Source organism: Sphingobacterium sp. DR205 (assembly GCF_011064245.1).
In the GTDB taxonomy this organism is placed as follows: Bacteria; Bacteroidota; Bacteroidia; order Sphingobacteriales; family Sphingobacteriaceae; genus Sphingobacterium; species Sphingobacterium athyrii.
Genome location: NZ_CP049333.1, coordinates 6,347,464 through 6,364,140, shown reverse-complemented (window position 1 = coordinate 6,364,140; position 16,677 = coordinate 6,347,464). Strand labels below are relative to the sequence as shown.

At 38.6% G+C, this 16,677-nt stretch carries 11 protein-coding genes; all 11 read left to right on the top strand.

The window, feature by feature from the left end:
* Positions 1-12: 12 nt before the first annotated feature.
* A complete protein-coding gene (locus tag G6053_RS27135) occupies positions 13-1,608 on the top strand; it encodes a RagB/SusD family nutrient uptake outer membrane protein (protein ID WP_165309164.1) in 1,596 nt (531 codons plus the stop codon).
* A 2-nt stretch (positions 1,609-1,610) separates the two neighbouring features.
* Positions 1,611-2,501 (top strand): putative zinc-binding metallopeptidase, encoded by an 891-nt coding sequence (locus G6053_RS27130; RefSeq protein ID WP_108634987.1) that lies wholly within the window; start codon positions 1,611-1,613, stop codon positions 2,499-2,501.
* 6 nt (positions 2,502-2,507) lie between these two features.
* Entirely contained in the window at positions 2,508-3,800 is a 1,293-nt protein-coding gene (locus G6053_RS27125) for a DUF4302 domain-containing protein (RefSeq protein WP_165309163.1), read from the top strand.
* Between the two features lie 696 nt (positions 3,801-4,496).
* Complete coding sequence (locus G6053_RS27120; RefSeq protein ID WP_206531827.1) at positions 4,497-4,706, top strand: hypothetical protein; 210 nt, start codon at positions 4,497-4,499, stop codon at positions 4,704-4,706.
* Between the two features lie 175 nt (positions 4,707-4,881).
* Positions 4,882-5,544 (top strand): hypothetical protein, encoded by a 663-nt coding sequence (locus G6053_RS27115; protein ID WP_165309161.1) that lies wholly within the window; start codon positions 4,882-4,884, stop codon positions 5,542-5,544.
* Between the two features lie 1,390 nt (positions 5,545-6,934).
* Entirely contained in the window at positions 6,935-7,189 is a 255-nt protein-coding gene (locus G6053_RS27110; RefSeq protein WP_165309160.1) for a type II toxin-antitoxin system Phd/YefM family antitoxin, read from the top strand.
* Positions 7,190-8,821: 1,632 nt separating this feature from the next.
* Positions 8,822-9,253, top strand: coding sequence for a nuclear transport factor 2 family protein (locus tag G6053_RS27105; RefSeq protein WP_108634994.1), 432 nt, complete (start codon positions 8,822-8,824; stop codon positions 9,251-9,253).
* Between the two features lie 485 nt (positions 9,254-9,738).
* On the top strand, positions 9,739-13,257 hold the full coding sequence (locus G6053_RS27100) for a SusC/RagA family TonB-linked outer membrane protein (RefSeq protein ID WP_165309159.1): 3,519 nt from the start codon (positions 9,739-9,741) through the stop codon (positions 13,255-13,257).
* A 116-nt stretch (positions 13,258-13,373) separates the two neighbouring features.
* Complete coding sequence (locus G6053_RS27095; protein ID WP_241254852.1) at positions 13,374-14,747, top strand: RagB/SusD family nutrient uptake outer membrane protein; 1,374 nt, start codon at positions 13,374-13,376, stop codon at positions 14,745-14,747.
* Between the two features lie 291 nt (positions 14,748-15,038).
* Positions 15,039-15,524 (top strand): hypothetical protein, encoded by a 486-nt coding sequence (locus G6053_RS27090; RefSeq protein ID WP_165309158.1) that lies wholly within the window; start codon positions 15,039-15,041, stop codon positions 15,522-15,524.
* A gap of 152 nt (positions 15,525-15,676) precedes the next feature.
* A complete protein-coding gene (locus tag G6053_RS27085) occupies positions 15,677-16,666 on the top strand; it encodes an energy transducer TonB (RefSeq protein ID WP_165309157.1) in 990 nt (329 codons plus the stop codon).
* Positions 16,667-16,677: the final 11 nt, after the last annotated feature.

The following is a 16,677-nucleotide window of genomic DNA, read 5'->3' as shown; positions in this document are numbered from 1 at the left end:
ATCGTAATTGAAATGAAAAGAAATAGAAAATTATATATAGCAATTGCATTGATTTGTGGACTGAGTTTGTTATCCTGCAATAAGTTTTTGGATGAAATGCCTGACAATCGTGCTAAACTTGATACTGAGGCTAAAATTGATAAGTTATTGGTTTCTGCTTATCCAGAGGTAGCTTATTTGATGAGTGCTGAACTTTCATCAGATAATGTCGATGATTATGGATCTACTAATCCCAATAGTCAGCGTTTTATGGAGGAGTTGTTCCATTGGAAAGATGTCACAGACAATCAGGATGAGGGACCTAAAGACGTCTGGGAAGCTTGTTATAAAGCGATCGCTAGTGCAAACGCTTCATTAAAAGCAATAGAAGAAATGGGAAATCCGGCCAGTTTAAATCCACAACGAGGAGAAGCTTTAGCTGTAAGAGCCTATAATCATTTTACACTGGTTAATTTATTTGCACAGCATTATACAAAAGCAAATGCGGTAACAGATTTGGGAGTTACCTATATGACTACGGCGGAGGGAGACTTAGATCCGAAATATAAACGGAATACAGTCCAAGAAGTATATGACCATATTGTAGCTGATCTAGACGAAGCTATTCCGCTAATTGATGATTCTTCGTTTGGATCTACGCCCAAATACCATATGAATTCTAGGGCAGCGAATGCTTTACGCGCTCGAGTCGCCCTATATATGCAAGATTGGGAAAAAGCCGTCAGTTTTGCAAATGCAGCGATTGGTACGAATCCAACGAGTTTACTTCGGAATTATGAAAGGATTGCCGCTGACGCAGTTGGAAGTAGAGGATTTCCAAATGGAGCAATATCCTATACAAAGAGTGAAGAAAAGGCCAATTTAATGGTAGCCACTGCCGCAACGCAACATGGTGTAATATTTGGCCCCTATACCTATGGTTCGAGGTATTCCCATGGTGCATTTTTGGCAAACAATGAAACAACCATGGCGCAAGGGCCTTATGGGAAATTAGGTGCAACTGGTTATGTACTACGTGTTTCTGTTTATGCGGGAACAAATTTAGATAAAGTATTGTTTCCCCGTGTTTCGTATATGTTCGAGTATACAGACCCTGTCGCAGGAATTGGATATGCCCGTGGTGCTTATGTACCATTTACTACAGAAGAAACGATGCTGGTTCGTGCTGAAGCTCTTATTCACCTGAAACGATACGATGATGCTGCGATAGATATGAAACGTTGGGTTGACAATACTTTAGTAAGCCCCCCTGCAAGTTTTACTGTAGCAAGCATCAACACATGGGCAGATAGAATAGATTATTCTTCTGCTCGAGTACCAACTGCAAAGAAAAAATTAGACCCTAAAATGATTCCATTTGAGATTGGTACACAGGAAAATATGCTTCATGCGCTGTTATTTTTACGCCGTGTAGAAACCTTACATATGGGGCTGCGTTGGTTTGATGTTAAACGCTATGGTATTGAAGTGGAAAGACGTGTGTTGAATTCTGGAGGCGAAGTAGCTTCTGTGGAAACGGACACAAAATTAATTGCACGTGACAAAAGGGCGGCTTTGCAAATTCCTGCTGAAGTTATTGCCGCCGGTTACACACCTAATCCAAGATAATTATGAAAATATTAAATAAGATTAATGTATTGTTGTTTTCTTCGGTGCTTTTATTTTCATGCTCTGACGAAAAATTGAACCCGGAAAGTATATTTGTTGATAAGAAGGTTGAAAGCAATGAACTAGATAAGTATATTCAACAAAAATATACGAAGGATTATAATATCGCAATTCTTTACAAATTTGTTGAAAAGGAGTCTGATTTAGATTATAATTTGAGTCCAGCGAGCTATGAGAGCTCTGTCCGCATGACCAAACTATTATATCACCTTGGTATTGAACCCTATGATAAAATTACAGGAAGTAAGGACTTTATCAAAAAATATTTCCCTAAATTACTAAACTATATTGGCTCACCAGCTTATCGAAATAATGGAACGTTTGTGTTAGGTACAGCAGAAGGCGGTGTTAAGATTACGCTTTATCTATTGAACGAATTGAACGCGGAAACGGGGAAAGATGTAGCCTTTCTCAATTATTATTATTTTCACACGATGCATCATGAGTTCGGACACATTTTACACCAAACTAAGGGGTATCCGGCTTCTTTTGAGCAGATTACTGGTGAGCGCTATGTTTCGGATGCTTGGAGTGATATCTATGAAAGTGAAGCAGATGCTACCGCATTGGGATTTGTTTCTCCCTATGCTTCCAAAGAGCCCAACGAAGATTTTGTAGAGACTTATTCCTATTATATTACATTGTCACCAGCACAATGGAACCAACGTATCAGTAGAGGGGGAGAGGAAGGAAAAGCATTGATTGAAGCTAAACTTGATATTGTACGGACTTATTTCCAAAATGTTTGGAATATTGATTTGGATGAGTTGCGTGATGAGATTCTAGCTAGACAAGCAGATCTACCCAATTTTGATCAAACATCTTTAAAATAAAAAATCATGAAATTGAAATATTTATTTTTCTTATTGTTACTCCCTGCTTTGTGGATTAGCTCATGCAAGCGGGATGAAGATAGAATATTTGATGCCAATGCAACAGTCCGTATGACTGAAGCGGTGCAACAAGCATATACAGTTTTACAGGCTAACAAAGCCGGTTGGATGATGAAATTGTACCCGAGTAGTAACCAGGAATTCGGTGGGTATACTATTTTCACTAAATTTATTTCCCAAGAGGAGGTTTCGATTGCTTCTGATCCTTTTTCTGGTTTTAAAACAAGTACCTACTCTGTGAACCCTGAATCGGGCCCGGTACTTTCATTTGACGGATATAATAAGAGTATTCACTGGTTTTCCGAGCCTGGAAAAGATAATGGCGGCATCGGTGCCGACGACAGCGGTATGCGTGGTGATTTTGAATTTATTGTGCTTAAAGCTACAGCAGATTCAGTAGTCTTAAAGGGAAAGAAAAGCGGTAGCCATTTGATCATGTTACCTCTGAAGGGGGATGAGTTTGAGAGCACGTCAGCATCTTATCAGGCGGCTGCAAATAAATTTAAACAATTTGGCGTATTTAATTTAGAAACAAAGAATGGCGAGTCTGCTGTCATGGGGTATAGTCCTAAAATGCGTGTCTTTGGTAATCCGCTCGATCAGGCCGCTAAAGGAATGGCTTTCAGAGTCGTGCCTGGGGGACTTGAATTTTATGAGAAGTACACAATGGACGGTGTAACTTTTGACTTTTTAAAATATATTGAGCCAACAAGTACTTATCCATATGGCTATTATACAGACAATGGAAATACTTTTAAGATTGTTCCCGAAGTGACTCCAATTAATTTATGGTTTAAAACTAATCTATGGTCCATGTCCTATAGTAACGTTGGGCCAATTGGGCAAGTATATTGGAACAATGCAAAAACCAAATTAAAAGCAAATGGTATTACGTTAAACAATATGTATATTGGAAATGCAGGAGTGGAGGTATTATATTATGTTCTACAAAATGGCGCAGTCGAAGGAGCTGTAGGGCATAATATCACCCCGGTTTCTGGAACTGTTGATCAAGTCAGAATAACTTTTACGGGCTCATTATACAATGTTGTGGGTTTTACAGCAGCCTATTGGACAGGAGGATTGAGCGAGTTTACAACACCGTTGAATGGACGTACATTTAAGATTACATCCGATGAGGTAAACGAACCGTCATCAGTATTATTGACTGATGTTGCTGCTCCAACGAACACATTTAAAGTTTTCTTGAAAGACATCAATGATCCATTAAACAATTAAAAAGGGTAAATAAGCCTTCCTGAAGTTAGGGAAGGCTTAAACCAATTAACTTTGTAATTTAACAACACAAAACTAATTATCGTTACACATATCTGTCGGCAGAAAGTGCAAATTGCATATTTAGCAAAAAAAAGTTGCGGAAAGTTCATCGGGACGGTTTCTGGTTAAACTGTTAAAAATGGGATGTAAATCACTCCCGAATGCTTCCCAAATGGATTCTTTGAAAATCCCGAGAAAACCGTAAAATATGTTCCTGTAGGGTAGAAATATAGTTTATGTTAATAGCTCTTCCATCTGTGTATGGAAGAGCTATATTTACTCTTAATATATGAATGATTCAAACTTAAAAATAGTATTAATTGGGTCAATAAGCAGCTTGGTTTATACATTACTTTTAATAATTCATTTTTACTATATTGCTATAATACCTGAAAATATAGAGACTGCCATAGGAGTTATTGTTGAATTGTTTACGATTCCTATATTAATTTTAATAACGATTTGTATTGGAATATCCATTTTTCAATTTTTTGTAAAACAGCAATATAAGCCTATCTTTCTAATAAGCTTACTTTGCAATTTTATTAGTGTATTCTTGTTGTTTTTTAGTGAAAGTTTCTTTAAATGAATACAAAGACTTTGCTTGCTCAAAAGATTGTGAGAACATCGTGTTTAAAAATTAAAAAAGAATTAATTATGGAAAATCATTATAAGTTATTTTTAAGATACTGCCTAGCAATGATTATTATGGTAATTATGGGGGAGGTTATCAACTATTATTTTCAAAAAAAAATTAGTGAGCATACCCTATCTTGGTTTATTGCAGCATTTGTATGGGTAATCCTGGGCGGTTTGATCCTAACATTTGTTGACGGGCGAACTAGAAAGAAAAAGTCAATTAAATAGTTTGCACCTATAAATATGACAAATATCAGTGATACAGATTTTTAGCCTTCGTAATCTGTTTTTATTATTAACCATAAAATTTCTTTCCGTAACCATGTAATAAAGTAGTATTATGAATTGTCATTACTAATAAACGTTTCTAAGCATTCCATAAATTAACATTATTTTAAATTTTATGAAGTATATTGTAAGCATATTATTAACCCTATGCGTAACAAATCTAATCGCACAAGAAAAAGATAATAAAATAAAGCATTTGCCCTTTGAAGTGATTTATTTCGGAGGTGTCCAATTTAACAACGCAAGTAATCTAAACAAAATCTTAATGCAAGAGGGGGCAGGGAAATTACCTGGTTTTGGGTGGAATGCAGGTGCAGGCGTAGCGTACCGTATGAAACAAATGCTAATCGGAGGCAGTTTTAGTTTATCCACAAATAGTAAAAAAGATAATACGCTGAACACTGGGGACATTATCCTATACGTTGCGACCAATGCGGTTCACGCCGGCAATCTAATATTAAGTCCACAGCTTGGGTTTGGTAGCCAATGGTCGACTTTTACAATTCAAAAACACAATCAGTCTGGCTCATTTGATGACTTCCTAACAACGCAATCAAATCAAACGAAAATGGAACATAACTCAGCGATTGTAGATTTCAATATTACACTGAAATCAATGAATAAAAACAGAACAATATTTTATCCCGAATGTAGGGTTGGCTATAAATCCTCCATAACAAAAAATGATTGGAAGCTTATAGGTACGAAAGCCACAGACGTACCTGCAGACCGATTAGGAAGTTTCTATGCACAACTTGCTTGGGGAATTGGTCGATAATAAAAAGAAAAAAGATAATTAATTTGCCGGGACGCAAACACTTCCTCCCTTGTTGTAAACCAGTAAGCAGCCTAAGCAAACACGTAGCCGATCAAGGTAAACACTTGGCGCTGGGATGTAAATCCTTCGATCGTGGAAAAATTCCAATGGATAGAGCAAGTGAAAACGGAAAGGCTTCAAGTAAACAAGTTCATATTCGACAGAGACCGATCAGCAGAAGATGCAAACTACATATTCCACCAAATAGACACAGTTAGTGGCGAATGGTTCGCTTCGGCGAACGAAGTAAACCTTATATACTGTGGAAGAAACACAGTATTGTTCCATCGTTTCGCATACTCGGCTAATGCCATTAGTGCCTTGACGTAAGCAATTGTTTCCAAGGAAGAAGGAATCACATGATTAGCCAAAGTTTCCCGATAGACGGCATCGGGAAACTGTTATATATCCCAAGTAACACATGCTATAGTGGAAGAGAACCAATCCAGCTGCTAAGCAACTGGATGAGCCTAGCAAGTGAACACGTCGGCTCTGTAAGTAATCCTGTAGTCCAACCAAAGGATTACGGTCAGGGATGAAGCGATAACGAAAAGTGCCGAAACAAATGCGTCCTGAGGTATAATTATAATTCAGCTTTTTGTTTAAATAAATGTGCGCGGAATTTTTCTCATATTTTTGTGACAATTCAATCTAAAAAGAATTGTTATTTTCGTTAATACCTAGTTTTCTTCCAATATTTTGTTTTTGATCTCCTCGATGTGGTTTATCTTTCGTTTTATAATAAATATTACTTGCATGATCCCGCAGAAAAAATGGAAAAATATTATTATGAAAAATAAAATATTTTGGACGGTATTCTTGTCTTTTTTTCAGTACTTACTCATTACGGCGATCATATTCGCTGGTTTAAATTACTTTTTAAATGGTAGGATTCCTATCTTTATTATTGCTATCACCTCTTCGTTAATTGGCATATTGGGGCATGGCTTCATTATCTCTTAACATCAGGCAATGTCAAAAAGCACTTCATACTAGTGCTGTCCTTAATTGCCGTCGAAGCATTTATATGTATAGCCTCCTTGTTCTATTTCCTAGATAATAATTCCTCTATATATCGCATCGCTTTACAATCTGTTCTTGCGAGTGTGTTTGTAGTTTACTGCGCATTTAGAGTGTTGCCTGAAAAATCAAGGTATTGATTAATAAAAAATAACTGTTGCCCTCAAACGAACTATTTTACACAGAAGCTTGATTATGCAAAAGGTGGTTTTATCCGCATGACGTAGAAGGCTGAAAAATAGAACTGACGTTATTGTTTCCATCAACGACTTGACTTTATTTGATTTGCCAATAATTTGTACGCATTTTTGTACAGATAAAAGTACTTGTTATGTTAATTGCCAGTGTATCAGATTTCAGAAAAGATATAAAACGCTATTTGGATAAGATTTCCAAAAACTTTGAAACCTCGATTATTAATCGAGGTAAAGACTCGGGTATTGTTGTTATGTCGCTTGAAGAATATAATTCCTTGATGGCAACAGGCCATGAACTATCTTCCCGAACAAATGAACAGCGTCTTGATGCAGCGATTGAAAAGCTTAAAGCGGGAAAATCGTTTGAAAAGCAGTTGCCAGAGGAATAGTTATGAAGTATAGAGCCGTCCCCCCAAGACTGGCTTTTAGGCATCCCCTTAGCTCTTCAATACATACAGCGTAGAGTTGATTACCAACTCACACTGCATTCCTGCAAGATGCCCATTACATTTTGAGGTATACCAACATGGCCATGTTTTCTATTCAACTACTCAGCAAGGAACGCTGTAGGACTAAGACATAGCATAGTAATAAAAGGAAATATAGTCTAAAGCCAAATGTATATTCAGATATAAATATGGGATACGAAATAACTGTGCAAGTATACAACATTGAGTTAAAGTTATATTTTATGTGGCTAAAAGCGGTGAATAGGAGACTTAAATCACACAGCAAAAGGCTCATGCATGGCGGTAGCAATGCTTTCTCTTAAGCTTTAGCGCCTCTTTGTAATTCAAAAATGCTGCAGCCATATCACAGGCTGTTACTGGGCTGAGGCAATCAACTTGGTATACATGGCATCAGCGCTAATGTATACGTCATGAGCATGATATAATAATAACGGGGCCCTGTTGTATAATTTAGCCAGATGAAGTGATATGACGATATTGTAAATTTTTATAATATTATGAGGAATAGGTACTCCTCAAGATTTTCTTGACCCGCCTTTGAAAAGATGATTCATAATGGCAGTCTTTTGCTGTATTGATGTTCTGTGAAAGCCTTTTATCGGAGTGCGTTGAGGGGCAGCGGTAAGTGCTTGTATAGCATTATAAAGGTGAAGGTATCATTCTCTAGTAGCGAACTGCATGACATCAGAAATTTACAATACGCTTTCTGAGGGGATTTTTTGTCTATTTCCTGCCTGGTAGCGATTAGAAGCATTTTGTCGCATCGATTTTTCTTGAACCGACCGAATCATCTCATTCTCCGACTTCCTCATAGTGTTAGTCTAAACGTAATAAAATCGTAGGCTGCGTTGTCTTTCTCTTGAATCAGAAACCATCATGAGCTACAACCGCTTATAAATAGAGCATAATATCTCACTCATGATAGCTTCATTGCCAATAAAGATAAAATCGATGATTTTGCGAAATGGTTATTGGGAGATCACGAGAAGTAATTTAAAGTTTTCCACAGGATGTTAATAACCTTGTGGAAAACGTATAAGGCATCTTATTGAAAAATAAGGTGTGACCGAGACCATATTAAACGTACAAAGTATCAGAGGCCAATTCCGGACAAAACGATCAGCATACTATGTAACGAATTTGTCTGTACACCGATCCTAGTTGGATTTACGATCGTATACTTCCAAATCATTCACCTTATTATCCAAGTTTGAGTTGGCAACAGCGACTCGAAATCGCACCATATTTAAATAGTGTGGCCTATAATTTTCATATTTACCGTCCCAATTGCCCCTTTCACCGACTTTTACCCTATGTTAGTCTAAATGTAATAAAATCGCAGGCTGCGTTGTCTTACTTTTGAATCAGAAACCATCATGAGCTATATCAGATTACAAATAAAATATTGGATCTCTTGCTCATGATAGCTTCATTGCCGATAAGAAAAAAATTAAAGAATGAAACTTAAAGGAAATGTTGCAACATAATCAACATTCCTGCGACTACTAGAAAAGAGACAAAAAAAACTAACACTATAAAGTAGAAAAAATTATGAAAACTTTAATAAAAACATTCGCAGCAGCAGCTTTGATCGCCGTATCAACATGTACAATGGCAGCAGGTAATCCTGGAAAGGTATTGAACCTATCTACAGCGGACCTGGCCATTGATAGCTATGTATCTGTGATGACAGAAGGGATGTCTGGTGGTGTAGAACAATTATTTGCTGCCGATTTCAGCCAAAAGATTCAAGGTGAAAATGCGCGTACAAATAAACGCTCAGAAGTGATTTCCTTTTTGAAAAAACAAAAGGGTGAAAAGTTAAACTGTAGTACCAAAACGGAGATTCTTGAAGAATCCGAAAATTATATGGTGGCTCGCATTACAATGAAATTCGAAACATTTACAAAAACCGACCTCGTGACCTTGATGAATGAATCCGGAAGCTGGAAGATCGCGAGCTCGGTTAACTCATATAAATAGAAACTGTTTAATTAAATTCATATGTTTATTTTAAGCCACGTCGTGATGATGTGGCTTTTTTTGTTTGATTTTACAAATTTTATCTGAAATAATATTTTCGGCTTTAGTGACTGGGTACACCATTTCTATTAGGAAGATCTTCAAGTAATTGCGGTTCTAATCCAAAAGTGTTCTGCGGATTTACAGCATTATAAGAAAAAATATTTTATAATTAATTTTAGTGTCAACGTACTGATATTTAACTTGTTAATAATGTGTCTATTGTGAGTGATAACTGCGCTGTTGGTATTTTTTTCAAAATAAATATCAATAACTGATAACAAATTAGATTTAAGGACGTTTTATTATCTATAAGTATATGTAACAAAGTTGATATAAATAGACTTGTTGGAAAGGTGTGATGTTCAACCTTTTGTTGTATGTATTTCATTTTCGCTTGGAACGTAATTATTTCAATTTAGAGTCTTATTATAAATATTTAACGTATGATGCATCCCCTAAACCACACTCTTCTCTTAGCCTGCGGTTTTATTCTTTTCTGCCACCCAGGGCAGGCTCACACCATCGAAATCAAGTACCCTGCTAATATAGCTTCTTTTGCTAAACCGCCTTCTTTTCTTGCGCTTGATACTATCGGGATTAGTGGTAAAGTCACGGATTCATTGGGAACAGCACTCTCGGGAGTGGTCGTCACCGAAAAGAAAACGGGTAATAGCGGTCTGTCAGATGAAAAAGGAGCGTTCAGACTTTCAGCGGATCCCAATGGTGTATTAGTTTTTATAAAAACTGGATTTGCTATTAAAGAAGTATTTGTAAACAATCAAAAACTGATAGAAGTTGCCTTGTCAGCTGGTACGACGAAGGCTGTAACCGATTCGACAGCACAAAATAAAGATTCTACTGCTACTGTTGCCGCTGGTCGGGATAGTATTACAAATGTCTCCGCTGGCCAGGATAGCACGACAAAAATAGTTGCCAATCAGGATAGTACGACAAGAGCTACAGGTAGCCCGAATAGCGCTGGCGGGCTGTCCGCAGGAAAAACATCAGTGACCGGGACTGTCACGGGACCTAAGGGGCCCCTGCCGGGAGTTACCGTAGCGGTAGTCGGGACAAATGTGTCTGCAAGTACGGATGAAGCCGGTAAATTTCAGATTGCTGCTGGTCCAAAGAATCAACTCAGATTCTCTTCACTTGGTTTTGAAGCGATCACTCAACTCGTTGGAGATCGAAAGGATATACAGGTGGTACTTAGTGGCGAAACTAAGGTACTTGATTCTGTGCAGGTTGTAGCGGTTGGGTATGGTACAATGGACCGCGCTACGTTACCGAGTGCGGTATCGAGTATTGGTGCCAATGAAATCGAAGACGAGGTATTGCCAAGTATTACCCAGGCAATACAAGGTAAGGCAGGGGGAGTTCAGGTGACGCAGAAGTCCGGTTCGCCGGGCGGTGGGATCAGTATTCGGGTAAGAGGTACAACATCGATAAATGCCAGTTCGGACCCACTATACGTTGTCGATGGCATTCCGGTCAACAGCACCACCAATTTTACAGGAGGGTCTACCTTTGATTTTGGAGGTGGTACCCAAGGGATCAATGTGCTATCCTCGATCAACCCTTCGGACGTGCAATCGATCGAAATATTAAAAGATGCGGCATCCTCATCAATCTATGGTTCGAGAGCTGCAAACGGTGTAGTACTAATTAGTACGAAAAAAGGTGTGGCTGGACAAAGTGAGTTCAACTTTAATATGTACGAAGGATTTTCACAGGTACCTAAGGAACGGTATTACGATTTCATGAATACCGAGCAGTATCAGGATTATATGAAAGATTATTACAAAATCTTACAGCAGCAGGATCCTAAAGCAGTCATTCCCGAGCAAATATTTGCCAATCCTAATGTCAATACGAACTGGCAGGATGCCATATTCAGAAATGCAGCAACCAGGAGTTATGAACTTTCATCAAGAGGTGGGAGTGAGAAGACTCAATATTATACTTCTGTCGGCTACATGAAACAGGGCGGTGTACTGTTGGGATCCGACTTCAATCGCATAGGCGGTCGTATAAATCTAGACCACCAGCACAATGAGAAATTGAGATTTTCTACGGCTATCAATCTAACCAGGGCTGTCAACCACCGTGTGCAGGAAGAAAATTCAAAAGAAGGTGCTACCAAAAGTGGTATATTTTCTCCGCCAAACTTAGCGGTGTATGACCCAGCTGGAAACTTTGTCTATGACCAGGTTAGAGCGACACGTGAAAATCCCGTCGCTATGCTAACGCTCCCAACCAATGAAGCGCAGACTTTTCGGGTACTGGCAAATGCCAGCGCGGAATACAATATTGTTCCCGAGCTCTTACTGAAGACAAGCTTTGGTACTGATATCAGCTTTATTGATGAGACCTTCTTTATGCCTCCTGTTGGACTTCGTTCCTATGCTAGCCAAGGCGGTATCGGCGCTCGCCGGAATACCCGCGACCAGCTTTGGATAAATGAGACAACCTTGACCTATGATAAGAAATTCGGTGACCATAGCATCAATGCTTTGGCGGGATTTTCAGTTCAGGAATCCAGGCTTGACTTTGTACATGGACAACGTTCAAATTTTCCGAATAATGATATTCCTTATATCACTGCCGGGGGTGTTATTACCGGTGCAAATTCTTATCCCGAAGAATGGGCGATCGCCTCTGGATTTGCCCGCGCAACATATATTTATAAAGATAAATACATTCTTAATGCAAACGTGCGGTCGGATGGCTCTTCACGCTTTGGAGCTGACAATCGGTGGGCAGTATTTCCATCATTCGCAGGAGCATGGCGACTTACAGAGGAAGATTTCCTAAAGGATTCTAAGGTGATCAATGATTTAAAACTTCGTGCGAGCTGGGGGATTACTGGGAATCAGAACATCGGCAACTATGCCAGTCGTTCACTATATTCTAGTGGCTACAACTACATGGGACTCGCAGGCTTTGTGCCGAATGTGTTGGGCGATCGTAATTTAAAATGGGAAACCACCAATCAATGGAATGTTGGTGTTGATGCCGGGTTCCTGGGAAATAGAATTTCAATATTGGCAGATTACTATTATAAGAAAACAACGGACTTGTTAATCGGACTGCCTATCCTGACCAGCTCAGGCTATCTCAACCGATTTACAAACTCTGGTGATATAGAAAATAAAGGTTTCGAATTTGAACTAACGTCCAAGAATTTGGTAGGTGAATTCAAGTGGACAACTTCGCTGAACATGACTTTTAATAGAAATAAAGTAGTTGCTTTACCTGAGGGATTGACAGAAATGCGTGGCGGGGTAGGTGATCTGAACCGTGCCATAGTGGGACAACCCCTTGGCGTATTCTATGGCTGGCAAGCGACAGGTGTCAATCCACAGACTGGGATGATCGATTACCTCGGTGCGGATGGCTCTGCCGTAACACCGACAGACTACAAAGATCAAAGGATGATCGGCGATCCTAACCCATCGTTCTTTGGTGGTATTACCAATAATTTTGCTTATAAGAATTTTGATCTAAGTATTCAGGGGCAATTCACCTATGGGAATGACATCTTCAATTACAATCTGGCATCGGGACTGGAAGGATTCAACCCGAGTTCCAATCAGTTTGTTGACTTTGTCGATAGATGGAGAGCACCCGGCGATATTACCGACGTTCCGAGGCCGGCACCCGGCGACCTGAGCAACGGGGCCATATCATCAAGATTTGTCGAAGATGGCTCATTCTTTAGAATTAGAAATATCACGTTTGGTTATACATTGCCGTCCAGCATCGCAGAGAAAATTAAAATGAAAAAGCTCCGCTGGTACGCTACGGTACAGAATGCTTTTGTATTCACAAATTATCGAGGTTATGATCCAGAGGTAAGCTCAAGCCACGGTGGTGCCAATACAGGACTGATTTATGGATATGACTACGGTAGTTATCCGCAACCGAGGATATTCACTACTGGTGTTAACGTAACTTTCTAAACTGCGTGAGTAAGGAAGATGAAATTTGCCTTTTAGAGACAAGAGGAATAAATAGGATGAATAGGGCGAACTCATTTAAACAATTTAAAACATACACTCGTAAATAATTTGTACGGATGAAAAGAAATAAAATACTATTAATTTTTTTGGCGACCATGATCGCGTCTTTTGCAATATCATGTTCTAAATTCTTGGATCGCGACCCGCTTGGGCAAATTACCCAAGATAAATTTTTCAATTCCGAAACCAACGCCAATGCCGCTGTTTTGGGAATGTATCGGACGATGATGAATTCATTTTCTTTTGGTCAGTCCATCATCGTTGTTCCGGAATTTTCTGCAGTCCATGTTCGGCATTCTTCCAGTTTTCCGGAATACCAAAATTTCTCGGAACATAAAATACAAGCGATCAATCCTTGGATTGCCAATATGTGGCAAGCTGTATATTCCACGATCAACGCGGCCAACCAAGTGATTGAGGAAGTCCCAAAAATGACCGAGACCATGATAACTGAAGACAAGAAAAAGATGTTTGTTGGTGAAGCTAAATTTATTCGGGCGTTGCACTATTTTTTTCTGGTACGTGCTTTTAATAAGGCCCCACTAAAGCTGACGTATACCAAGGAAGGGGATAATATTGATATTGTCGAATCCGACAAAGCAGCACTTTACACACAGATTGTTAAGGATCTGACGGATGCTATTGCTGCGCTTCCCGAAGAAAATCCAAATACTGGTGATGCTATCAAGGGACGGGCTTCGCATTGGGCGGCGAAAGCGCTGTTGGCAAAGGTCTATCTGTATCAAGCTTCAATTACGAATGATTATAAAAAAGCAGCGGATATGGCGAATGAAGTTCTGACAGCAGGTGGCTTTGGCTTGGTGACGGATTTCAGTACAATTTGGACAACACAAAATACGAACGAAGCTATTTTCGAAATTCAATTTGATGATCAAGCAACCAATCCACTCGCAGCTGTAGCCAATGACAATCCTAGCGTATTATTTTTTGCTAAAGACTCCGCAATCCTCGACTTATATACCGAGCAAGACAAACGAAAGGATTTTACTGTCAAAAAAGGTAGCAATAATAATTATTTCATGGGTAAGTTTCCGAATTTCTCGCCAGCCAGTCAAAATGTAACTGTTATCCGACTTGCAGAGATTTACTTGATCCATGCTGAGGCTAAAGCGCGTGTTGATAATAGTGTGAGCACAGCAGCTTACAACTCGCTAAAAGCGGTACAGACGCGCGCTGGTGTCGCCGTTCCGATCGATACGTATGCTAATCTGGAGGCCTTCGTTACTGCCGTGCAAGAAGAAAAAGAAAAAGAGCTTATGTTTGAAGGCGAGACCTGGTTTGACTTTAGCCGTACGAAATTAGCCCTTAAAAAATATGAAAGTCTGAAAGACGAGAAATTCCTGCTGTATCCTATTCCTTCTGCTCAGATCAGTTTAGGAACCGGCCTTACACAAAATCCGGGATATTGATAGAAAGTGTACTCGGTACTCCCGCTACTGTTTATTTTAAGCCACGTCGAGATGATGTGGCTTTTTGTTGTATCTTTGTAGAGAGATCTGTTTAACTAAAGTGTAAATTATATGTACAGTAACAAGGAACATACCTCACGATCTTTTAGTGAATCTGAAATTGCTTTATTGAGAGCAGGACTTAGTCGCACATATAAAGAACGATTTGAAATGACTACACGTCTTTACAAGATTCAACAAACACTCAAGAAAGCAAAAATTACTCATAAACCTTATAACCATAGATAAAATATGGATATTTTTGATAACGAGATCTTAGAGTTTTGGAAAAATCTAGAAATTTCAAATGTAGCATACATTATGATTGGAGGATACGCAACTAATTTGCATGGCTTTCAGAGATTTACTGGTGATTTAGATCTTTGGATAAAAGATTCTTTAGATAATAGAAGACGGTTGCGGAAAGCATTCAAGTTATCGGATCTTGGAGATATTCCCCAACTGGAAACAATCTCTTTTGTTGCAGGATGGACTGATTTCCATTTAAATAATGGTCTTCGCTTGGACATATTGACAGATATGAAGGGACTCGAAGGTTTTTCGTTTGATGAATGTCTCGAATTGGCTTCCATAGCAGAAATTGAAGATGTGAAAATCCCCTTTTTACATATTAATCAGCTCATAGCTAATAAAAAAGCAGTAAATAGACCCAAAGATCGAATTGATGTACAGGCATTGGAGGAAATTATAAGGCTTCGAGATGAAGAAGGACTGTAAGGTATTGACTTATCAACACTGTTATTAACATTATGTGGAAAACTCAACCGCTTTAATTGCAGCGCTGTTGATTGAACCTAATAATTATTTAACTTGGTAATTTCTAATTTTGGCTAACGATTTGTTAAATTACGCCGATATTAATAATGATAATGAAGTATTATTTACATTTTACGGCGAAATTTATTTGTTTTCTACTGCTCAATTTTTGCTGCTCAAGCCTTTCGGCACAAGTTACCTTTACATCCTATCATAAGAAAGATGGAACTGAAATAAAACAGCGGGACTCAGCCTATTTTTTGAGAATGATTCATGTTGAAACTAAAAATAAGGATAAGGCTTATCGTATTGAAGAATTTTATCTTCACAACGACTCTGTTAAACTTAATGGCGTTAGTAAGAATGCTCTTCCTCCTTATAAATTCGAAGGACGCAAATACGAGTTCCATGAGAATGGAATATTAAAGAGCTTAGAGAATTTTAACGATGGGAATCTTATAGACTCAGCATTTTATTTGTACCCCAATAATAAACTGGAAATGATTACTTTCTATCCAAGTAACCTCGATAAAAAAGGTAAACTGCAAATAGGAAAGCCCATTTATGTCGTGTACTATGATTCTCTTCATAACAAAACATTAGAAAATGGGAATGGTTTTATTCGATTAAATTATGGTTGGAGTAATGAGGAAGGTGAAATGAAGAACAACCTGCGGGAGGGCGAATGGAAAGGACACATGGGAAAGGATAAGTTTATAGAAACGTATACGCATGGTAAACTAGTATCAGGGACTAAAACAAAGGCTAATGGTGAAGTTATTCAGTATGATTCCACCAACTTTATGAGTTATCCCGACTATCCCGGTGGTATTTCAAGATTGATGGGCTTTATTGCAAGCCACTATAATTACACGCGTGAGGCTATTAGTAATAATGTTCATGGCATTGTAGCAATTGAATTTACTATAGACAAAGAGGGGAATCCAAAAGATATGGTAGTCAAAAAAGATTTAGGTTTTGGGACAGGTGAAGAGGGAATCCGTGTTCTAAAAAAAGCTGGTAAATGGAAACCGGGGATACAACGCGGTGAGAAGGTCAACGTGAAATATACAATTCCAATACGCCTAAACCTTTCGAGATAGAATAATGGTAA

Bases quoted from the DNA above. Each gene is read 5' to 3' on its own strand.
- G6053_RS27130 (WP_108634987.1), top strand. From the start codon at position 1,611: ATGAAAATATTAAATAAGATTAATGTATTGTTGTTTTCTTCGGTGCTT.
- G6053_RS27090 (WP_165309158.1), top strand. From the start codon at position 15,039: ATGGATATTTTTGATAACGAGATCTTAGAGTTTTGGAAAAATCTAGAA.
- G6053_RS27125 (WP_165309163.1), top strand. From the start codon at position 2,508: ATGAAATTGAAATATTTATTTTTCTTATTGTTACTCCCTGCTTTGTGG.
- G6053_RS27120 (WP_206531827.1), top strand. From the start codon at position 4,497: ATGGAAAATCATTATAAGTTATTTTTAAGATACTGCCTAGCAATGATT.
- G6053_RS27135 (WP_165309164.1), top strand. From the start codon at position 13: ATGAAAAGAAATAGAAAATTATATATAGCAATTGCATTGATTTGTGGA.
- G6053_RS27105 (WP_108634994.1), top strand. From the start codon at position 8,822: ATGAAAACTTTAATAAAAACATTCGCAGCAGCAGCTTTGATCGCCGTA.
- G6053_RS27095 (WP_241254852.1), top strand. From the start codon at position 13,374: ATGAAAAGAAATAAAATACTATTAATTTTTTTGGCGACCATGATCGCG.
- G6053_RS27085 (WP_165309157.1), top strand. From the start codon at position 15,677: ATGAAGTATTATTTACATTTTACGGCGAAATTTATTTGTTTTCTACTG.
- G6053_RS27115 (WP_165309161.1), top strand. From the start codon at position 4,882: ATGAAGTATATTGTAAGCATATTATTAACCCTATGCGTAACAAATCTA.
- G6053_RS27100 (WP_165309159.1), top strand. From the start codon at position 9,739: ATGATGCATCCCCTAAACCACACTCTTCTCTTAGCCTGCGGTTTTATT.
- G6053_RS27110 (WP_165309160.1), top strand. From the start codon at position 6,935: ATGTTAATTGCCAGTGTATCAGATTTCAGAAAAGATATAAAACGCTAT.